Annotated in this window: 17 protein-coding genes; 5 read left to right on the top strand and 12 right to left on the bottom strand. The window is 71.8% G+C overall.

What is annotated here, in order from left to right; translation table 11 throughout:
* Positions 1–12: 12 nt before the first annotated feature.
* Positions 13–903, top strand: coding sequence for an Fpg/Nei family DNA glycosylase (locus tag ASF78_RS15600; RefSeq protein WP_056591767.1), 891 nt, complete (start codon positions 13–15; stop codon positions 901–903).
* Between the two features lie 4 nt (positions 904–907).
* On the opposite strand, the gene ASF78_RS15595 is transcribed toward ASF78_RS15600, so the two are convergent.
* From ASF78_RS15595 to ASF78_RS15585, 3 genes are all read right to left on the bottom strand, one after another.
* Entirely contained in the window at positions 908–1,819 is a 912-nt protein-coding gene (locus ASF78_RS15595) for a DUF4081 domain-containing GNAT family N-acetyltransferase (RefSeq protein ID WP_056591362.1), read from the bottom strand.
* A gap of 80 nt (positions 1,820–1,899) precedes the next feature.
* On the bottom strand, positions 1,900–3,060 hold the full coding sequence (gene ispG, locus ASF78_RS15590) for a flavodoxin-dependent (E)-4-hydroxy-3-methylbut-2-enyl-diphosphate synthase (RefSeq protein ID WP_056591359.1): 1,161 nt from the start codon (positions 3,058–3,060) through the stop codon (positions 1,900–1,902).
* 91 nt (positions 3,061–3,151) lie between these two features.
* Positions 3,152–4,462: an RIP metalloprotease gene (locus ASF78_RS15585; RefSeq protein WP_056591357.1), complete on the bottom strand. Its 1,311-nt coding sequence runs from the start codon at positions 4,460–4,462 to the stop codon at positions 3,152–3,154.
* 206 nt (positions 4,463–4,668) lie between these two features.
* On the opposite strand from ASF78_RS15585, the gene gabT reads away from it, so the two are divergent.
* Positions 4,669–6,015, top strand: coding sequence for a 4-aminobutyrate--2-oxoglutarate transaminase (gene gabT, locus ASF78_RS15580; RefSeq protein WP_056591354.1), 1,347 nt, complete (start codon positions 4,669–4,671; stop codon positions 6,013–6,015).
* Here the strand turns inward: gabT and ASF78_RS15575 are convergent.
* From ASF78_RS15575 to ASF78_RS15550, 6 genes are all read right to left on the bottom strand, one after another.
* Positions 6,012–7,295 carry a saccharopine dehydrogenase family protein gene (locus ASF78_RS15575; protein WP_056591351.1) on the bottom strand — a complete coding sequence of 428 codons (1,284 nt, stop codon included), beginning with the start codon at positions 7,293–7,295 and terminating at the stop codon, positions 6,012–6,014. The two genes, gabT and ASF78_RS15575, sit on opposite strands and share 4 nt — an antisense overlap.
* Positions 7,296–7,312: 17 nt before the next feature.
* Entirely contained in the window at positions 7,313–8,089 is a 777-nt protein-coding gene (locus tag ASF78_RS15570) for an ABC transporter permease (protein ID WP_056591765.1), read from the bottom strand.
* Positions 8,090–8,228: 139 nt separating this feature from the next.
* A complete protein-coding gene (locus ASF78_RS15565; protein WP_200940633.1) occupies positions 8,229–9,149 on the bottom strand; it encodes an ABC transporter permease in 921 nt (306 codons plus the stop codon).
* Between the two features lie 7 nt (positions 9,150–9,156).
* Positions 9,157–10,335, bottom strand: a complete 1,179-nt coding sequence (locus ASF78_RS15560) for an ABC transporter ATP-binding protein (RefSeq protein WP_056591348.1) — start codon at positions 10,333–10,335, stop codon at positions 9,157–9,159.
* A complete protein-coding gene (locus tag ASF78_RS15555; RefSeq protein WP_056591346.1) occupies positions 10,332–11,558 on the bottom strand; it encodes a PotD/PotF family extracellular solute-binding protein in 1,227 nt (408 codons plus the stop codon). Before ASF78_RS15555 ends, ASF78_RS15560 begins: the two co-directional genes overlap by 4 nt.
* A 154-nt stretch (positions 11,559–11,712) precedes the next feature.
* Positions 11,713–13,158: a gamma-aminobutyraldehyde dehydrogenase gene (locus tag ASF78_RS15550; protein WP_056591343.1), complete on the bottom strand. Its 1,446-nt coding sequence runs from the start codon at positions 13,156–13,158 to the stop codon at positions 11,713–11,715.
* 197 nt (positions 13,159–13,355) lie between these two features.
* Here ASF78_RS15550 and ASF78_RS15545 point away from each other — a divergent pair, with 197 nt between their 5' ends.
* The 3 genes from ASF78_RS15545 to ASF78_RS15535 are packed head-to-tail and all read left to right on the top strand — an operon-like array spanning position 13,356 to position 16,566.
* Positions 13,356–13,832, top strand: coding sequence for an Lrp/AsnC family transcriptional regulator (locus ASF78_RS15545; protein WP_235518622.1), 477 nt, complete (start codon positions 13,356–13,358; stop codon positions 13,830–13,832).
* Complete coding sequence (locus ASF78_RS15540; RefSeq protein WP_056591341.1) at positions 13,829–15,214, top strand: aspartate aminotransferase family protein; 1,386 nt, start codon at positions 13,829–13,831, stop codon at positions 15,212–15,214. Before ASF78_RS15545 ends, ASF78_RS15540 begins: the two co-directional genes overlap by 4 nt.
* Positions 15,211–16,566, top strand: a complete 1,356-nt coding sequence (locus tag ASF78_RS15535; protein WP_156374192.1) for an FAD-binding oxidoreductase — start codon at positions 15,211–15,213, stop codon at positions 16,564–16,566. Before ASF78_RS15540 ends, ASF78_RS15535 begins: the two co-directional genes overlap by 4 nt.
* A 42-nt stretch (positions 16,567–16,608) precedes the next feature.
* Here ASF78_RS15535 and dxr read toward each other — a convergent pair whose 3' ends face one another.
* From dxr to rlmN, 3 genes are read right to left on the bottom strand one after another with little or no spacing between them, the layout of a single operon-like run.
* Positions 16,609–17,766 carry a 1-deoxy-D-xylulose-5-phosphate reductoisomerase gene (gene dxr / locus ASF78_RS15530; protein ID WP_235518621.1) on the bottom strand — a complete coding sequence of 386 codons (1,158 nt, stop codon included), beginning with the start codon at positions 17,764–17,766 and terminating at the stop codon, positions 16,609–16,611.
* Positions 17,767–17,815: 49 nt separating this feature from the next.
* Positions 17,816–18,370, bottom strand: coding sequence for a DivIVA domain-containing protein (locus ASF78_RS15525; protein ID WP_056591332.1), 555 nt, complete (start codon positions 18,368–18,370; stop codon positions 17,816–17,818).
* Positions 18,367–19,494: a 23S rRNA (adenine(2503)-C(2))-methyltransferase RlmN gene (gene rlmN / locus ASF78_RS15520; protein WP_056591330.1), complete on the bottom strand. Its 1,128-nt coding sequence runs from the start codon at positions 19,492–19,494 to the stop codon at positions 18,367–18,369. The genes ASF78_RS15525 and rlmN overlap by 4 nt, the downstream gene beginning before the upstream one ends.
* Between the last annotated feature and the right edge of the window lie 27 nt (positions 19,495–19,521).

Here is a 19,521-nt window from a genome sequence, read left to right as displayed (position 1 = left end):
TGGATGGTGCTCGTGCCGGAGCTGCCCGAGGTCGAGGCGCTCGCGCAGTTCCTGCGCGGGCGGACGGTCGACCACGCCGTGACCGAGGTGTCGATCGGTGCCATCAGCGCACTGAAGACGTTCCGGCCGCCGCCCGACGCGCTCGTCGGCGGCACCGTCGTCGACGCGCAGCGGCACGGCAAGTGGCTGGACCTCATGGTGGCGACGCCGACGGGTGAGCCGCTGCACCTGATCTGGCACCTGTCGCGCGCCGGGTGGGTGCGCTGGTCCGAGCAGCTCTCGACCAACCCCGTGCGGCCCGGCAAGTCACCGCTCGCGCTGCGGGTGCGCTTCGACGACGGGTCCGGGTTCGACCTCACCGAGGCGGGGACGCGCAAGCGGCTCGCGGTGCACGTCGTCGAGGAACCGTCCGACGTCCCCCAGATCGCGTCGCTGGGGGTGGAGCCGCTGTCCGACGAGTTCACCGAGGACCGCCTGGCGGAGCTGCTCGCGTCGCGGAACCAGCAGGTCAAGGGCCTGCTGCGTGACCAGGGGACGATCGCCGGGATCGGCAACGCGTACTCGGACGAGATCCTGCTCGCCGCCCGGATGAGCCCGTTCGCGATGACGAAGTCCTTCGACCGCGACCGCACCCGCGTGCTGTGGGAGGCGATCCGCGAGGTCCTGACCGGGGCTGTGGGGTCCGCGTCGGGCAAGCCGGCCGCCGAGCTCAAGGACGCCAAGCGTCGCGGCATGAAGGTCCACGGCCGGACCGGTCAGCCGTGCCCGGGGTGGGACGACGTGCCGTGCGGAGACACGGTGCACGAGGTGTCGTTCGCGGACTCGTCGCTGCAGTACTGCCCGACCTGTCAGACCGGCGGCAAGCCGCTCGCGGACCGGCGGATGTCCCGGCTGCTGCGCTGACCCGTCAGAACAGCACGGTGGCGTACGTGCCGACCTGGCGGAACCCCACCGCGCGGTACGCCGCGAGCGCCCGCTCGTTGTAGCTGTTCACGTAGAGCGACACCAGCGGCGCGACCTCACCGCGGGCGATCTGCACCACGGCGGCCATCCCGGCCTCCGACAGGCGCTCGCCGCGCCGGTCCGGCGCCACCCAGACGCCCTGGACCTGCGCCACTCCCCCGGCGACCGCACCGAGCTCGGCCTTGAACACGACGTCCCCGGGGAGCCGGGGGTCGACGTCGTCCGGGCGGTCGATGCGCACGAACGAGCGCCCCTGCGAGATCAGACCGTGCACCCTCGTCTCGTACGGTCCCCCCGGGCCACTGACGGGTGAGTAGCCGACCTCCTCGGTGAACATCCGGACGCAGGCCGGGAGCACGATGTCGAACTCCTCCGGCCGGGACCGGCGGACGCGGGCGTCGGCCGTGATCAGCGGTGCGTGCTCGATCACCATCGACGGCTGGTCCTCGCGTACCTCCCGGGCGGCCGGCCAGAAGTAGCGGAGCCTCCCCCACAGTCCGAGCACCGCCTCGGCGGGTCCGACGATGGACGAGCAGCGCCGACCCTGCCCGCGGGCGAGCCCCGCGAAGGCGTCGAGCGCGCGGCCCACCACGTGGGGGTCGTCCACGGGGGCGACCGGGACCATGTTCGCCCCGGCGTAGCAGACGGCGAGGAGCTCGCCGCCCTCCTCGTAGCCCCACAGGGTTCCGCCCGCGGCGCGCAGGGTCCGGCCGACGGCCTGTTCGAGCCGGGCGGTCGCGAGGACGGAGCCGACGGCGTCCCGTGCGCAGACGGCGAGGGCTGCGGTGAGGTCGACGTCCCCGAGGACACGACCTCCCGCCCGACCGTCGAGCAGAGCAGCGCGGCGTTGCACCATGGGTAGATCCTGCACCACGGGCGTCCGGTTCACCCCATGTCCGACACGCTGATCGAGTGAACGCTGGGCGGCAGCACCTGTCAGCCGACGGTGACGACCGGCGAGCCGTCGCCGGACTCGACGGGGTCCATGCTCTCGGCGAGACGCATGGCCTCCTCGATGAGGGTCTCCACGATGAGGGCCTCGGGGACGGTCTTGATGACCTCGCCCCGCACGAAGATCTGGCCCTTGCCGTTGCCGGACGCGACGCCCAGGTCGGCCTCGCGGGCCTCACCGGGACCGTTCACGACGCAGCCCATGACGGCGACGCGCAGCGGCACCTCCATGCCCTCGAGCCCGGCCGTGACGCGCTCGGCGAGCGAGTAGACGTCGACCTGGGCGCGACCGCACGACGGGCAGGACACGATCTCGAGCTTGCGGGGGCGCAGGTTGAGGGACTGCAGGATCTGGATCCCGACCTTGACCTCCTCGACCGGCGGCGCGGACAGGGACACGCGGATGGTGTCGCCGATGCCCTTGCTCAGCAGGGCGCCGAACGCGGTCGCGGACTTGATCGTGCCCTGGAACGCGGGCCCGGCCTCGGTCACGCCGAGGTGCAGGGGCCAGTCGCCGCGCTCGGAGAGCAGCTCGTAGGCGCGGACCATGATGACGGGGTCGTTGTGCTTGACCGAGATCTTGAAGTCGCGGAAGCCGTGCTCCTCGAACAGCGACGCCTCCCACACGGCGGACTCGACGAGCGCCTCCGGGGTGGCCTTGCCGTACTTGGCGAGCAGGCGCGGGTCGAGCGAGCCGGCGTTGACGCCGATCCGGATCGACGTGCCCGCGTCGGTGGCCGCGCGGGCGATCTCCTTGACCTGGTCGTCGAACTTGCGGATGTTGCCCGGGTTCACGCGGACCGCGGCGCAGCCGGCGTCGATCGCGGCGAAGACGTACTTCGGCTGGAAGTGGATGTCCGCGATCACGGGGATCTGCGACTTGTGCGCGATGGCGGGGAGCGCCTCGGCGTCGTCCTGCGTCGGGACGGCCACCCGGACGATGTCGCAACCGGCCGCGGTCAGCTCGGCGATCTGCTGCAGCGTCGAGTTGATGTCAGTGGTCTGCGTGGTGCACATCGACTGGACGCTCACGGGGGCGTCTCCGCCGACGTCGATCTTGCCGACCTTGATCTTGCGGGTCTTGCGCCGGGGTGCCAGGACCAAGGGGGGCGCCTCCGGCATGCCGAGGCTGATCGGGATGCTCACCCGTTCATCATCGCACCCGGGAGGTGGCGCGCCCGCCCGCGAGGGCCGGTGTGCACGAGATCACCCCAGGGCCCCCACGCGTCAGGACGGCTCAGATCTGCACCGGGTTCACGATGTCGGCGTAGATGAGCAGCAGCCCGACCGCGCCGAGCAGGACGAAGACGGAGTAGGCGAGCGGGACCAGCTTGGCCGAGTCGAACGGACCGGGCCGAGGCAGCCCCCGCACGCGCGCGACCTGCCGCTTGCCGCCCTCCCACAGGGCGGCGGCCACGTGCCCGCCGTCGAGCGGTGGGAGCGGGATCAGGTTGAAGACGAACAGGGCGATGTTCAGCGCGGCGAGCATCTGCAGGAGGGCGGCTGCCTTGAGCTGCCACTCGATGCCGTCGACCGAGGCGATCTCCCCCGCGAACCGGCCGACGCCGACGACCCCGATGATGCTGTTCGCGTCTCGCACCGTGCCGTTCACCTGCGACTCGACCAGGTCACCGACGCGGGCGGGTAGCGTGGCGACGACCTTGATCGTCTGCCACGTCGTGTTGGCCACCTCGCGGGGCACACTCACCAGGGACTGTCGGACCAGCTCTCGCGACGGCGTGATGCCGAGGAAGCCGACGGGCTCGGTCACGGGGTCGCCGCTGCTGTCGAGGACCGGGTTGTTCGCCTCGTCGTACACGGGACGGTCCGCGACGATGGGGGTGATCGTGAGGTCCACCAGCTCCCCGTCGCGCTCCACGACGATGGGGACCGCCTGGGCGTCGGAACCGCGGATCAGGCCGGAGAGCTGGTCCCAGGACGTGATCTCGGTGCCGTCGTAGGACACGACCGTGTCACCGGGCTCGATGCCGGCCGCTGCGGCCGGTGCGGCGTCGTCGGCCGGGGTGCACTCGCGCGACTGGTCGGCGCCGACCGGGATCACGCAGGTGGACACGCTCGTGAGGTTCGTCGTGTACGTCGGCAGACCGATCCCGACCAGCACGATCGCCATGAGGAAGACCGCGATGAGGAGGTTCATCACCGGCCCACCGAGCATCACGACCAGCTTCTTGGGCGTCGACAGGTGGTAGAAGGCGCGGGCGTCCTCGCCCGGCCGGATCTCCTCGGCGCTGGCCTCACGGGCGTCGCGCGCGAGCCGGCCGAGCCAGGTGCGCGCCGGCGGGTTGCCGACAGCGGCGTCGGGCGGGTACATGCCGACGAGCCGCACGTAGCCGCCGAGCGGGATCGCCTTCAGGCCGTACTCCGTCTCGCCCTTGGTGCGCGACCAGAGCGTCGGACCGAAGCCCACCATGTAGTGGCTCACCCGGACACCGAAGCGCTTGGCGGGCACCATGTGACCGATCTCGTGCAGCCCGATGGACAGCAGCAGCACCACGACCACGATCAGTAAACCGACCAGGTACTCCATCGACCCCTCCGTCAGCAGCCCGCGCGCACGCGCGAGTGCGGGGCCGCGGTCGACCCTCGCGGGGACATCCTCTCCCCTCTCGCTGGGAACCCCCTGGACGCGCGCCCGGGTCACCCGGACGGTCGCATCCGAGGGCGGCGCCACCCGTCGGCGGATTTCGTCGTGGGATCCTTTCCCGAGCACGAGATCGGCACTACGGTCCCCCTATGACCACCGTTTCCACCCCCGTGCCTCCGCTGGAGCAGCGCCGCGTCCTGCACACGTCGATCCCCGGACCGCGGTCGGTCGCCCTCGCCGAGCGGCGTGCGGCGACGGTCGCGGCCGGCGTCTCGTCGACGCTGCCGGTCTACGTGAGCCGGGCGGCGGGCGCGGTGATCGAGGACGTCGACGGGAACGTGCTGATCGACCTGGGCTCCGGCATCGCGGTCACGTCCGTCGGGGCGAGCGCCCCGGAGGTGACCGCGGCGGTCGCCGCCCAGGCAGCGGACTTCACGCACACCTGCTTCATGATCAGCCCCTACGAGGAGTACGTCGCGGTGTGCGAGGCGCTCGCGCGGATCACCCCCGGCACCCACGACAAGCGCTCCGTCCTGGTGAACTCCGGCGCGGAGGCCGTCGAGAACGCCGTGAAGATCGCGCGCCGCGCCACCGGCCGGCCGGCGGTCCTCGTGCTCGACCACGCGTACCACGGGCGTACCAACCTCACGATGGCGATGACGGCGCGCGCCATGCCCTACAAGACGGGCTTCGGGCCGTTCGCCGGCGAGGTCTACCGCGTGCCCGCGTCCTACCCGCTGCGCGACCCCGCGGGGATGACCGGCAGGCAGGCGGCGCTCCGGGCCATCGGCGTGGCCGAGCGCCAGGTCGGCGCCGACCAGGTGGCCGCACTCGTCGTCGAACCGGTCCTCGGCGAAGGGGGCTTCGTCGTCCCGGCGCCCGGGTTCCTGTCCACCCTCGCCGCGTGGGCGGCCGACCACGGCATCGTGCTCGTCGCCGACGAGGTGCAGACCGGGTTCGCGCGGACGGGCGCGATGTTCGCGATGGAGCACGAGGACGTCGTCCCCGACCTCGTCGCCATGGCGAAGGGCATCGCGGGCGGACTGCCCCTCGGTGCCGTCACCGGGCGGGCCGAGCTGCTCGACGCCGTGCACGCGGGCGGGTTGGGCGGCACGTTCGGCGGCAACCCGCTGGCGTGCGCAGCGGCCCTGGCGGCGCTCGAGATCTACGAGCGCGACGACCTGGCGGCAGCCGCGCGTGCGATCGAGGCGGCCGTCGTCCCCCGGCTGACGGCGCTCCGCGACGAGGTCCCGGCGCTGGCCGACGTGCGCGGCCGCGGCGCGATGCTCGCCGTCGAGCTGGTCCGGCCCGGGACGCTCGAGCCCGACAAGGCCGCCGCCCAGCAGGTCGCGGCGGCGTGCGCGGCGCAGGGAGTCCTGGTGCTCACGTGCGGCACCTGGGGCAACGTCCTGCGGCTGCTCCCCCCGCTGGTGATCGGGCACGACCTCCTCGACGAGGCCCTGACGGTGCTCGAGGACGCGCTCCGCGCTCTCTAGGCCGGGGCGCGCTCCTCCAGGCCCCACGGCGAGCCGTAGCCCTCCGGGGTCGGTGCCGCGAGAAGCTCGAGGAACGGCACGGCGTCGAACGCCTCCGGGCCGAGCACCCCTGCGCCGGACCACGTGCCCGCGGCGAGGAGCTCGAGGGCCACCACCGGGTTGACGGCGGTCTGCCACACGACGCACTGCGCGCCGTACTCCGCCATCGACCACGCGTTGTCGACCAGGTGGTACAGGTACACCTCGCGCGGAGAGCCGTCGACGCCCGTGCCCGTCACCAGCAGCCCGGCACACGTGGACCCGGTCATGCGCGGGCCGATGGTCGCCGGGTCGGGCAGCGACGCGGCGACCACGTCGCGCGGGCTCACCTGGACGCCACGGACCGTCACCGGCTCCGTCCGGTCGAGCCCCAGGCGGTGCAGCGTCCGGAGCACCCCGATGAACTCCTCGCCGAGCCCGTACTTGAACGTCACCTTCCGGGCGTCGACCCAGCGGGGCATGAGGAGGACCTCCTCGTGCTCCACGTGCACGCACTCGACGTCCCCGATCGGGTCGGGGAAGCGGAAGACCTCCGGCTCGTGGAACGGCGCGACCGTGAACCAGCCGTCCTCGAGCCCGGCACCGGCCTCCGCACGGTCCGCCGACCAGATCACCGGCGGGTTGAGGCACTCCTCGATCGTCGTCCAGATGGAGAACGACGGCGCGAAGATCGGCTCACCGTCGTCGCCGACCACCTCGAGGTTGGCACCGTCACGCACCCCCAGCTCGTCGATCGCGGAGAACAGGTGGTCGGCGGCGTAGCGCGCGAACACGTCCGACAGGCCGGGTTCCACGCCGATGCCGACCAGGGCCAGCTGCCCGTCCGCCTGCCACCCGGCAGCCTGCGCGAACTGCTCGTCGCCCAGCTTCACGCCCGGGAGCTCGTACGGTCGCTCCGGGTGCGCGTGGGACAGCGACATCGCCATGTCGAGGTAGTGCGCCCCGGCGGCCCGCACCCCCTCGAAGATCGGCAGCACGAACCGCGGGTCGACGGCGTTGAGCACATGGGTCGCGCCGTGCTCGCGCACCAGCGCCTCGACCGCTGCCGCGCTCGAGGCGTCGACCACTGCCGCCGCGAACCGGCCGCCCACCACGTCGTGCGCACTCGCCGCCTCGACGGTCCGCTGCGAGCGGCTCTGGTCCACGTCGGCCACGACGAGCCGCTCGAAGAACCGCCGCCGGGCCGCGATCCGGGCCACCGCGTCGCCCACCCCGCCACTTCCGACCACCAGGATCCGCACGAGACCAGCCTCCGAACTCACCGTGCCCGTTGCCGCTTGCTCCGGGCGTAGCCGAGCACCTGGACCAGGACCACGATCGCGAGGGCCAGGACGAACATGAACGAGCTGATCACGTTGGCCTGCGGCGGGATGCCGCGGGTCGCCGAGACGTAGACGAACTTGGGGAACGTCGAGTACGAGCCGGACGTGAAGTTGGTGACGATGAAGTCGTCGAAGCTCAGGCTGAACGCCAGCAGCGCCGCGGCCGCGATCCCCGGGACGAGCAGCGGGAACGTCACCCGCCAGAACGCCTGCCACGGCGAGGCGTACAGGTCGGCCGCCGCCTCCTCGATCGCCGGGTCCAGGCTGGCGACACGCGCCTTGACGGTCACGACGACGAAGCTGATGCAGAACAGCACGTGGGCGGCGACGACCGTCCCGAAGCCGAGCGGGACGTGCAGCGTGAGGAACTGCGCGAGCAGGGCGGCGCCGAGCACCACCTCGGGCGTCGACATCGGCAGGAAGATCAGCAGGTTCGTCAGTGCACGGCCGCGGAACCGGAACCGGACCAGCGCGATCGCCACCAGCGTGCCGAGCGCGGTCGCGACGAGGGTCGAGACGATCCCGACCTGCAGGGAGTTGCCGAACGCCTCGCACACCTGGGGCACACCGCAGGGGTTCTGCCAGTTCTCCAGCGTGAAGCCGCGCCAGACGAGGTTGGTCTTGCCGGCGTCGTTGAACGAGAACACCACGGTGTACGCGACGGGCACGAGCAGGTAGACGAACGCGAGCGCGGCGAAGACCGGGACGATCAGGTCCCCGAGCCGCCGGCGTCGCCGACGCGGGGTGCGCGCCCGTGCCGTGGCGGTGGTGGACTCCCCGGTCCGGTCGAGCACGGCCGTCACGGTGCCCACCCGTTCGCACGACTGCGGGCGACCCCGCCCCCCGGCGCGCTCACAGCAGGTCCTCCGTCCCGGACCGGCGGACGTACGCACCGACCAGGAGCAGGATCGCGACCATGAGGACGACCGACAGCGCGGCGGCCGTCGGGTAGTCGAGCACCTTGAAGAACCGGGCGTCGATGACCTGCCCGACCATGGTCGTGTTCGTGTTGTTGCCCAGCAGCGACGCGTTCACGTAGTCACCGGCGGCCGGGATGAACACGAGCAGCGTGCCGGCGACGACCCCCGGCATGGACAGCGGCCAGGTGATCGTACGGAACGTCGTCGTCGGCGATGCGTACAGGTCCGCACCCGCCTCCAGGAGCCGGGAGTCCAGCCGCCCGAGGGCCGCGAAGATGGGAAGCACCATGAACGGCAGGAAGTTGTAGGTCAGGCCGCTGACCACGGCGAACGGGGTGGCCGTGAGGCGGGCGTCCGGAGGCAGCAGGTGCAGGAAGTGCAGGGCGGTCACGACGAAGGCGTCGTCCGCGAGGATCTGCTTCCACGCGATGGTGCGCAGGATGAAGCTGGTGAAGAACGGCGCGACGACGAGCACGAGCAGCAGACCCTGGAGCAGGGGGCGCCCCCGGGCACGCACCGCGATCACGTACGCGATCGGGTAGCCGATCACCAGGGCGGCGACGGTGGCCAGGAGCGCGAACCAGAACGAGCGTAGGACGGCCGGCCAGAACTGGGTGAGCGCGTCGACGTAGTTCTGCCAGTGGAACGCGGGCTGGAACTGCCCCACGTCGCCGCCCGGGACAGGGACGTAGAGGGACGTCGCCAGTAGCGCACCGACGGGAACCACGAAGAACAGCACCAGGTAGACCAGACCCGGCCCGAGGAGCACGAGGTGCGCTCGCCGCGCCCGGCGCAACGGCGGTGCGGCGACCGCGGACGCGGTGCTGTCCCCGAGCGCAGCGGTGATGCTCACGGGGTCCTCACAGCTCGTCGTCCAGGTCGACCGTGCCGTCGTCGCGGGCCTGCGCACCGTCGAGGCCGAAGGTGAAGTCGACCGCCCACGCCAGCCCCACCGACGTCCCGACCGGGACGGTGGCCCCGCCCAGCAGGTTCTGCGCGAAGACGCCGAACGTGCCGAGGCCGGGAACCTCCACCTGGTACTGCGTGCTCACACCCAGGAACGAGACGTCGGTGACGATCCCCGGCCCGAGCACGTTCTCGTCGTGGCCCGGCGCCTGGTCCCCCACGAGCAGCCGCATCTTCTCCGGCCGCGCCCCGACGAGCACCGCGCCGGTCTGGCGCACCGCGCGCGCCGCCGGGACGAGCACCCGGGTCCCGCGGACGTCGACGCCGAGCAGGCCGCGCTTCAGCAGCCGGTCGGTGACCGTGCCGGGGACGAGGTTGGACTGCCCGAGGAAGTTCGCGACGAACGCGGTCTGCGGCAGCTCGTACAGCTCCGCCGGGGAGCCCAGCTGCTCGATCCGGCCGTGGTTCATCACCGCGACCGTGTCGGCCATCGTCATGGCCTCCTCCTGGTCGTGCGTCACGTGCACGAACGTCAGGCCCACCTCGGTCTGGATGCGCTTGAGCTCGAGCTGCATCTGGCGACGGAGCTTGAGGTCCAGTGCGCCCAGCGGCTCGTCCAGGAGCAGGAGCGCCGGCCGGTTGACCAGGGCCCGGGCGAGCGCGACGCGCTGCTGCTGACCGCCCGAGAGCTGGGCAGGCTTGCGGTCGGCCAGGTGACCGAGCTCGACCAGGTCGAGGCCGTCAGCCACCCGCCGGGCGACGTCGCGAGCGCCCGACCGCTTCAGACCGAACGCCACGTTCTGGCCGACCGTCAGGTGCGGGAACAGCGCGTAGCTCTGGAACACGGTGTTCACCGGGCGCTGGTGCGCACGGGTGCCCGTGACGTCCTGCCCGCCCAGCCGGATGGTCCCCGCGGTCGGTTGCTCCAGGCCGGCGACCATCCGCAGGGTCGTCGTCTTGCCGCACCCGGACGGACCGAGGAGCGCGAAGAACGACCCCGAGGGGATCGTCAGCGCGAGGTCGTCCACCGCCACGAACTGCCCGAACGCCTTGGTCACGCCCTCGAGCTCGAGCGCGGCACCGCCCGGTCGGGCGGCGGTCGGCGACGGGCTCGTCGCGGCGGCGCTCGTCATGCGCCGATGACGGTGAGGAACTCGCCGTTGTAGCGCGCCTCCTGGTCGGGGGTCAGCGTCCGGAACACGCTCACGTTCGACAGGATCTCCGGCGTCGGGAAGATCATCGGGTCCTCGGCGAGCTCCGGGTCGATGGCGACCATGGCCTCCTGGGCGCCCTCCACCGGGGTGATGTAGTTGACCCACGCAGCCACCTGCGCGGCGACCTCGGGGTCGTAGTAGTAGTTCATGAGCTCTTCGGCGTTCCGCAGGTACGGCGAACCGACCGGCACCAGCATGTTGTCGCTCCAGAGGGTCCCGCCGGCTTCCGGGATGGCGAACTCGAACCGGCCGTCCGCCTCGTAGTTGAGGGACGTGATGTCCCCCGACCAGCCGATGACCGCGATCGCGTCACCCGAGGCGAGGTCCTGCGTGTACGCGTTGCCGCGGACCTGGCGGATGTGGCCCGACTCGATCTTCCGCTTCAGGAGCTCCAGCGCGTCGTAGAAGTCGTCGTCGCTCCAGTTGCTCGACGGGTCGACACCCTGCGAGAGCATGATCAGCCCGATGGTGTCGCGCATCTCGGAGAGCACCTCGACCCGACCGGCCAGGTCCGGGTCCCACAGGTCCTCGAGCGAGTGCAGGCCACGGGGGACCTTCTCCTTGTCCCACGCCAGCCCCGCGAACCCGGACTGCCAGGTCAGCGAGTGCGTGCGGCCGTAGTCGAAGTCCACGTGCTCCAGGCCCGGGAGGATGTTCTCGGCGTTCGGCATGCGCGACTTGTGCAGCTTCTGGGCGTACCCGAGGCGGATCAGCCGCGCGGCCATCCAGTCGGTGAGCGTGACCACGTCGTAGCCGATGTCCTGGCCGTTCTTCAGCTGCCCGGAGATCTTGCCGTAGAACGTGTCGTTGTCGTCGATGTCCTCGGCGTAGGTGGCCGAGAGGCCCGACTGCGCCTCGAACGCCTCGAGCGACGGGTAGCTCGTCCCCTCCTCGTCCTGGTCGAGATACTGCGTCCAGTTGGCCCAGCGCACGAGCTTCTTGCTGCTGGACAGGTCTTCCGCAGGCGCAGGGACGGCCGACGGTGCACCCGTCCCGCACGCGGCGAGCAGGGCTCCGACGCCGGCGGTGCCCAGGGCACCGGCCAGGAACGAGCGTCGCGACAGGGCTCCTCGGTGCGATGCCTGGGCGACGAGCGCGCGGACCCGAGGGTCCGCGGGAAGGGGGCGACGATGGGGGCTCATGGGGCTCCTAGGGTGCCGTTAGGCGCCGCCATGCACGGCGGCGCCCGTGGATCTTCGCAAACGGGCGGCGCTCCAGCAAGGAATCCGTCGCATCAGCACCCGTCCGCAACGAAAATACTGCACCGGCGGGCGCCCGACTCCCGGATCCGTCGCCTCACGCGTCAAAGGCAGACATCACGTGCTTGACGCGGGTGTAGTCCTCGAACCCGTACATCGACAGGTCCTTGCCGTAGCCGGAGTGCTTGAAACCGCCGTGCGGCATCTCCGCCACGAACGGGATGTGGGTGTTGATCCACACCACCCCGAAGTCCAGTGCGCGAGACACCCGCAGCGCCCGGCCGTGGTTCTGCGTCCACACCGAGCTCGACAAGCCGTAGCGCACACCGTTCGCCAGGGTGATGGCCTCGTCCTCGTCGGTGAACGTCTGCACCGTGATGACCGGCCCGAAGATCTCGTCCTGCACCGCCTCGTCGTCCTGCTTCAACCCCGACACGACGGTCGCCTCGACGAAGTACCCGACGTCGCCCACGCGGTGCCCGCCCGCCACGATCGACGCGTGGTCCGGGAGCCGGTCGAGGAAGCCGGTGACCCGGTCGAGCTGCAGCGCGTTGTTCACGGGACCGAACGCGACGTCCGGGTCGCTGGGCACGCCCGTGCGCTGCCCCCGGGCGGCCTCCGCGAGAGCCGCGACGAAGTCGTCGTGCACCGACGCGTGCACGAGCACGCGGGTCGCCGCCGTGCAGTCCTGCCCCGCGTTGTAGTAACCGGCACCCGCGATGCCCTCGGCGGCGGCGGCGAGGTCGGCGTCGGCGAACACGATGACCGGTGCCTTGCCGCCGAGCTCGAGGTGGACACGCTTGACGTTCGCCGCGGCCGCTGCGGCCACCTGCGACCCGGCTCGCACCGAGCCGGTGATGGCCACCATGTCGGGGCGCTGGTGGGAGACGAGGGCGCGGCCCGTGTCGCGGTCGCCGCAGACGATGTTCAGCACCCCCGGCGGCAGGACCTCGTTGGCGACCTGACCGAGCAGCAGCGTCGAGGCCGGTGTCGTGTCCGACGGCTTGAGGACGATCGTGTTGCCGGCCGCGAGCGCCGGGGCGACCTTCCAGATCGCCATCATCAGCGGGTAGTTCCAGGGCGTCACCTGACCGACGACCCCGACGGGCTCACGCCGCACCCAGGACGTGTGACCCGCCATGTACTCCCCCGCGCTCAACCCGTCGAGCACGCGGGCGGCGCCGGCGAAGAAGCGCAGCTGGTCGACGCAGGGCGGCACCTCGTCGGTCGCCGTCAGGTGCAGGGGCTTGCCGGTGTTGCGGGACTCGACGGCGACGAACTCGTCGGCACGCTGCTCGATCGCGTCGGCGAGGCGCAGCAGCGCGAGCTGGCGTTCCGCCGGCGTCGTCCGGCCCCACGTGGTGAACGCGTCGGACGCGGCGCTGTACGCGTCGTCGACGTCCTGCGTGCCGGACAGGGGCGCACGCGCGTACTCCTGACCCGTGGACGGGTCGACCACCGACGTGGTGCGACCGTCCGCGGCAGGTCGCTGGGCGCCCCCGATCACGTTGCGCAGCTCGATCAGGTCGGTGGTCTGGCTCACGGGTGCTCTCCTCACAGTCGGTGCGCCGCACGCTACGCCGCAACGCGTCCGCACGGGAGCCCCCGATGGCCCATTCGGCCGAGCGGACCACCGTGGACGCCGGAATCAGAAGTTCCCACGGCATGTCACGACGAAATCCTTCGCTCGCGGCGCGCGCGTCTCTTGCATTGAGGCTCGCCGCGCACCACCATCGGCTGGTGGGCACACGCAGACCAGCACCGGGGCACCCGGCACTCGACGACGTCTCCAAGGCCATCGTCGAACAGCTCCAGGAGGACGGCCGGCGGCCGTACGCCACCATCGGCAAGGCGATCGGGCTGTCCGAGGCCGCGGTGCGCCAGCGCGTCCAGCGCCTCACCGACTCCGGCGTCATGCAGATCGTCGCGGTGACCGACCCGCTGCAGGTCGGCTTCTCCCGCCAGGCGATGATCGGCCTGAAGTGCGAGGGCGACCTGTCCCTCGTCGCGGACGCGCTCGCGGGGATGACCGAGGTCGACTACGTCGTGATCACCGCGGGCGGCTTCGACCTGCTGTGCGAGGTCGTCTGCGAGGACGACGACCACCTGCTCGAGGTGCTCAACCAGAAGATCCGCACGCTCCCCGGGGTGCGGACCACCGAGACGTTCGTCTACCTGAAGCTGCGCAAGCAGCTCTACAACTGGGGGACCAGATGAGTGAGGCAGCCACGACAAGGGCGGGGACGAGTCGTTCCGACGCGGCGAGGGCGCACCTCTGGGGGCACTTCACGAGGCAGAGCGCGTGGGACGACGGCGTCCCGACGATCGTGCGCGGTCAGGGTCACCACATCTGGGACGACCAGGGTCGGCAGTACATCGACGGACTCTCCGGGCTGTTCGTGGTGCAGGCCGGGCACGGCCGCACCGAGCTGGCGGAGGCGGGACGCGCCCAGGCCGAGAAGCTCGCGTTCTTCCCGCTGTGGTCCTATGCGCACCCGCAGGCGATCGACCTCGCGGAGCGCCTGGCGACCTACGCGCCGGGAGACCTCAACCACGTCTTCTTCACCACCGGTGGCGGCGAGGCCGTCGAGACCGCCTGGAAGCTGGCGAAGAACTACTTCAAGCTCACCGGCAAGCCGAACAAGTACAAGGTGATCTCACGGTCGATCGCGTACCACGGCACCACGCACGGGGCGCTGTCGATCACGGGCCTGCCGACGCTCAAGGCGCAGTTCGAGCCCTTGGTACCCGGCGCGCACAAGGTCCCGAACACCAACGAGTACCGGGCGCCCGACCACCTGCGGGACGACCCGAAGGCGTTCGGCCGGTGGGCTGCGGACCGCATCGGCGACGCCATCGAGATGGAGGGCCCGGACACCGTCGCGGCCGTGTTCCTGGAGCCTGTGCAGAACGCCGGCGGCTGCTTCCCGCCGCCCCCGGGGTACTTCGAGCGGGTCCGGGAGATCTGCGACCAGTACGACGTGCTGCTGGTCTCCGACGAGGTCATCTGCGCGTTCGGCCGGATCGGCTCGATCTTCGCGTGCGACGACTTCGGGTACGTCCCGGACATGATCACGTGCGCGAAGGGCATGACCTCGGGGTACTCCCCCATCGGCGCCCTGATCGCCTCCGACCGGCTGTACGAGCCGTTCTCGAAGGGCAACGCGTCGTTCTCGCACGGCTACACGTTCGGCGGTCACCCCGTCTCCGCGGCCGTCGCCAACGCGAACCTCGACGTGTTCGAGCGCGAGGGCATCACGACGCACGTCAAGGAGTCGGCGCCTGCGTTCCGCCGCACCCTCGAGAGCCTGCTCGACCTGCCGATCGTCGGTGACGTGCGCGGCGAGGGCTTCTTCTACGGGATCGAGCTGGTCAAGGACAAGGTCACCCGGGAGACGTTCGACGACGACGAGAGCGAACGGCTGCTGCGCGGGTTCCTGTCCGGTGCCCTGTTCGACGCCGGCCTGTACTGCCGCGCCGACGACCGGGGCGACCCGGTCATCCAGCTCGCCCCGCCGCTGACCTGCGGGCAGGCAGAGTTCGACGAGATCACGGGCATCCTGCGCAGCGTGCTCACCGACGCCTGGGCGCGTCTGTGACGGGACGGCCGCTCTGGTCCGACCAGGTCGAGGAGCGCACCCCGCACGATCCGCTCGACGGGGACGCGCAGGCGGACGTCGTCATCGTCGGCGCCGGCCTCACCGGGCTGTGGACCGCGTACTACCTGCTCGAGGCGGACCCGTCGCTCGACGTGCTCCTGGTCGAGGCGCACGTCGCCGGCTTCGGTGCGAGCGGACGCAACGGTGGCTGGTGCTCCGCCCTCCTGCCGGTCTCCGCCGACGAGCTGGCCCGCCGGCACGGTGGCGACGCCGCGACCGCGATGCGCGCCGCGATGCGGGACACGGTCGTCGAGGTCGGCGGGGTGGCCGCGGCGGAGCTGATCGACTGCGGGTTCACCTTCGGAGGCTCCGTCACGGTCGCCCGCAACCGCCCGCAGCTCGAACGCGTGGCCGACGCCGTCGCCGCCGACGCCCGGTGGGGCGACGAGTCGCACCTGCTCGACGCCGACGGGGTCGCCGAGCACGTCCGCGTGGCCGGTGCCGTCGGCGGCTCGTTCACCCCCGACTGCGCCCGGGTCCACCCCGCCCGGCTGGTCCGCGGGCTGCTGGACGTCGTCCTGTCGCGCGGCACCCGGCTGGCCGAGGGGACGCGCGCGCTGCGCCTCTCACCGCGCGCGGTCGTCACCGACCACGGCATCGTCCGCGCCCGCTGGGTGGTCCGTGCGACGGAGGCCTGGAGTGCGCACCTGCCCGGATCGGGCCGCGACGTCGCGCCCGTGTACTCGCACATGATCGCCACCGAACCGCTGCCGCCCGAGGTCTGGGCGCAGATCGGCCTGTCCCGCGGGCAGACCTTCACCGACGCGCGGCACCTCGTCGTCTACGGCCAGCGCACCACGGACGACCGCCTCGCCTTCGGCGGTCGGGGCGCGCCGTACCACCTGGGATCCGCCATCCGACCTGCGTACGACCAGGTCGACGCGACCGCTGCGCACCTCGTGCACGAGCTCGTCGACCTGTTCCCCGTGCTCGAACGGGCAGAGATCACGCACCACTGGGGCGGCCCGCTCGGGGTGCCGCGCGACTGGCACCCGTCCGTCGGGCTGGACCCCGCGACCGGGATCGCGTGGGCGGGCGGCTACGTCGGCGACGGCGTCGCGCTGACCAACCTCGCGGGCCGGACGCTCGCGGACGTGATCACCGGCGCCGACAGCGCCCTGGTCCGGCTGCCATGGGTCGACCACCGCTCCCCCGCCTGGGAGCCGGAGCCGATCCGCTGGGCCGGGATCACGGCGACCCGGCGAGCGACCGCGTGGGCCGACCGCACGGAGGCCCGCACCGGTCATCCCAGCCGCATGGGCGGCCTGCTGAGCCAGGTCCTCGGGCACTGAGGCGTCAGGCGCGCCGTCAGGGAGCGCCGTCAGGGAGCGCCGTCAGGCGCGCGCCAGGATCTCCTGGGCGCGAGCGCGGGCCCAGACCTCGGCGGCCAGGACGGCGTCGAGCGTGAGGGCGTCCGGCGCGGTGCCGTCGTGCTCCCCGAGCACCCGCTCCACGGTCGTGACGATGTCCAGGAACCCGATCCGGCCCGCCAGGAACGCGTCGACACACTCCTCGTTCGCCGCGTTGTAGACCGCCGGGTGGGTCGCGGACGTCGCGACCGCCGACCGGGCAAGCCGCACAGCGGCGAACACGCCCTCGTCGAGGGGCTCGAACGTCCAGGCCGTGGCCTGCGCCCAGTCGCACGGCGGCGCGACCTGCGGGACCCGGTCCGGCCAGGACAGCCCCAGCGCGATCGGGAGCCGCATGTCCGGCGGTGACGCCTGCGCCAAGGTGGAGCCGTCGACGAACTCCACCATCGAGTGCACCACCGACTGCGGGTGGACCACCACGGTGATGTCCGCGACGGGCACGTCGAACAGCAGGTGCGCCTCGATGAGCTCCAGGCCCTTGTTCATCAGCGTCGCGGAGTTGATGGTCACCACCGGGCCCATCGACCACGTCGGGTGCGCGAGCGCCTGCTGCGGGGTGACCGTCGTGACGTCGTCGTGGGACCAGCCGCGGAACGGCCCCCCGGACGCGGTGAGGATCAGCCGCCGGACCTCCGCGTGGGTGCCACCGCGCAGCGCCTGCGCGATCGCCGAGTGCTCGGAGTCGACCGGCACGATCTGGTCGGGGCGCTGCCGCGCCGCGTGGACCAGCCGCCCCCCGACGACGAGCGACTCCTTGTTGGCCAGCGCGAGCGTGGAACCGGCCCGCAGCGCGGCGAGCGTCGGACCCAGCCCGACCGAGCCCGTGACGCCGTTGAGCACGACGTCGGCGCCGCGACCAGCCAGGTCCGTCGACGCCTCCGGGCCGACGAGCACCTCGACCCCGGGCAGGGCATCGCGCACCGCGCTCCCGGCGCGAGGGTCGGCAACCGCGACGGTCGTCACACCCAGCGTCCGGGCCTGCCGTGCAAGCAGGTCGACGTCCCCGCCACCCGCGGACAGGCCCGTCACGGTGAACCGGTCGGGGTTGCGGGTGATGACGTCGACGGCCTGCGTACCGATGGAGCCGGTGGACCCGAGGAGGACGACGCTGCGCTGTGTCACGGTGCCATCCTCGTACATCCGGCGGGCTGCCCGGCTCGCGCAGCCCGGCTCACTCGACGCCGAGGAGCACCTCGACCGCGCGGGCCAGGAACGCGTCGACCGGGCCCTCGGCGTACGCGTTGTGACCCGTGCGACGGCGGAACGTCGCGGACCGGACCTCCGCAGCCGACAGCGGCGTGCCCTTGTCGAAGTACGCGACCAGGCGCTGGCACAGGTCGTCGACGTCGGCCGGCTCGTAGCCCTGCTGACGCCCGTCGGGCGGAGCGAACCGGTCCCCGTCGGGACGGCCCAGACGGCCGTACAGCGTCCGGGCCTGCTCGCTCAGGTGATCCATCCAGCCCTGCTGGCCGCGCGTCGCGATGTACTCCGAACGGGCGCGGGCCACGAACGCGGCCTCCAACCGGTCCAGCGCGGCGTCGACCGCCGCCGTCACGTACCCGCCCCGCACCATGTCGAACGCGACGCCACGGACGTCCTTGCTGGCCAGCCCCGAGGCCGGACCCTGCTCGTAGACGGCCCGTGCGTGGGCGAAGAAGTCGTCGACCTCGTCCGGGTCGTAGCCCTGCTTGAAGCCCGAGACGGTCCGGAACATCCCGTCGCTCACTCGTCCTCCTCCGCTGCCAGCTGTCCACAGGCGCCGTCGATCTCGCTGCCCCGGGTGTCCCGGATCGTCGTCGGGATCCCGTGCGCACGCAAGCGTGCCACGAACTCCTGCTCGACCCGGGGATCGCTCGCGGTCCACTTCGAGCCGGGCGTCGGGTTCAGCGGGATCGGGTTGCAGTGCACCCAGCCGCGACCGCGGGCGTTGAGCTTCTCGCCCAGGAGGTCCGCCCGCCAGGCGTGGTCGTTGATGTCCCGGATGAGCGCGTACTCGATGGAGACGCGCCGGCCGGTGACCTCGAAGTAGCGGTGCGCGGAGTCGAGCGCCTCGTCGACGCTCCACCGGGTGTTCACCGGCACCAGCTCGCTGCGCAGCTCGTCGTCCGGCGCGTGCAGCGACAGGGCGAGCGTCACCGGGATGCCCTCCTTCGCGAGGCGGTCCATCGCCGGCACCATCCCGACGGTCGAGACCGTGACGTTCCGCGCCGACATGCCGAGACCGTCGGGCGCCGGTGCCACCAGGCGCCGGACCGTCTCCATCACGGACTTGTAGTTGGCGAGCGGCTCACCCATGCCCATGAACACCACGTTGCTCAGCCGGGTCGGCCCGCCGGGCACCTCGCCGTCGGCCAGCGAGCGCGCCGCCGCACGGACCTGCTCGACGATCTCCGCGGTGGACAGGTTCCGCGTCAGGCCGAGCTGGCCCGTCGCGCAGAACGAGCACGCGAGCCCGCACCCCGCCTGGCTGGAGACACAGAGCGTCGTGCGGTTGGCGTACCGCATGAGGACGGACTCGACCTTGGCGCCGTCGAACAGGTGCCACAGCGTCTTGACCGTCGTGCCCTTGTCCGCCGTCTGCGTGCGGTGCGCCGTCAGCAGCTGCGGGAACAGGCCTTCGACCAGCTTGTCGCGGGTCGCTTTCGGCAGGTCCGTCATCAGCGCCGGGTCGTTGGTCAGGTGCGTGAAGTAGTGCGTCGCCAGCTGCTTGGCGCGGAACGGCTTCTCGCCGAGCTCGGTGACGGCGTCGATCCGCTGCTCGGGCGTGAGGTCGACGAAGTGCTTGGGCGGCTTGCCTCGCGGTCCCCGGCTGGGCGAGGACAGGTCGAGGCGCACGGGTGTACCGGTCATGGCCAGGTACCCCCTCTCGGACTAGGA

The sequence above is a fragment of the Cellulomonas sp. Leaf334 genome (genome assembly GCF_001424195.1).
GTDB lineage: Bacteria > Actinomycetota > Actinomycetes > Actinomycetales > Cellulomonadaceae > Cellulomonas.
This window is presented reverse-complemented; position numbering and strand designations above follow the sequence as displayed.

Excerpts from the sequence above, each read along its gene's own strand:
- ASF78_RS15555 (WP_056591346.1), bottom strand. The coding sequence starts at position 11,558 with ATGAGCCCCCATCGTCGCCCCCTTCCCGCGGACCCTCGGGTCCGCGCG.
- ASF78_RS15560 (WP_056591348.1), bottom strand. The coding sequence starts at position 10,335 with ATGACGAGCGCCGCCGCGACGAGCCCGTCGCCGACCGCCGCCCGACCG.
- rlmN (WP_056591330.1), bottom strand. The coding sequence starts at position 19,494 with ATGACCGGTACACCCGTGCGCCTCGACCTGTCCTCGCCCAGCCGGGGA.
- ASF78_RS15540 (WP_056591341.1), top strand. The coding sequence starts at position 13,829 with ATGAGTGAGGCAGCCACGACAAGGGCGGGGACGAGTCGTTCCGACGCG.
- ASF78_RS15595 (WP_056591362.1), bottom strand. The coding sequence starts at position 1,819 with ATGGTGCAACGCCGCGCTGCTCTGCTCGACGGTCGGGCGGGAGGTCGT.
- ASF78_RS15585 (WP_056591357.1), bottom strand. The coding sequence starts at position 4,462 with ATGGAGTACCTGGTCGGTTTACTGATCGTGGTCGTGGTGCTGCTGCTG.
- gabT (WP_056591354.1), top strand. The coding sequence starts at position 4,669 with ATGACCACCGTTTCCACCCCCGTGCCTCCGCTGGAGCAGCGCCGCGTC.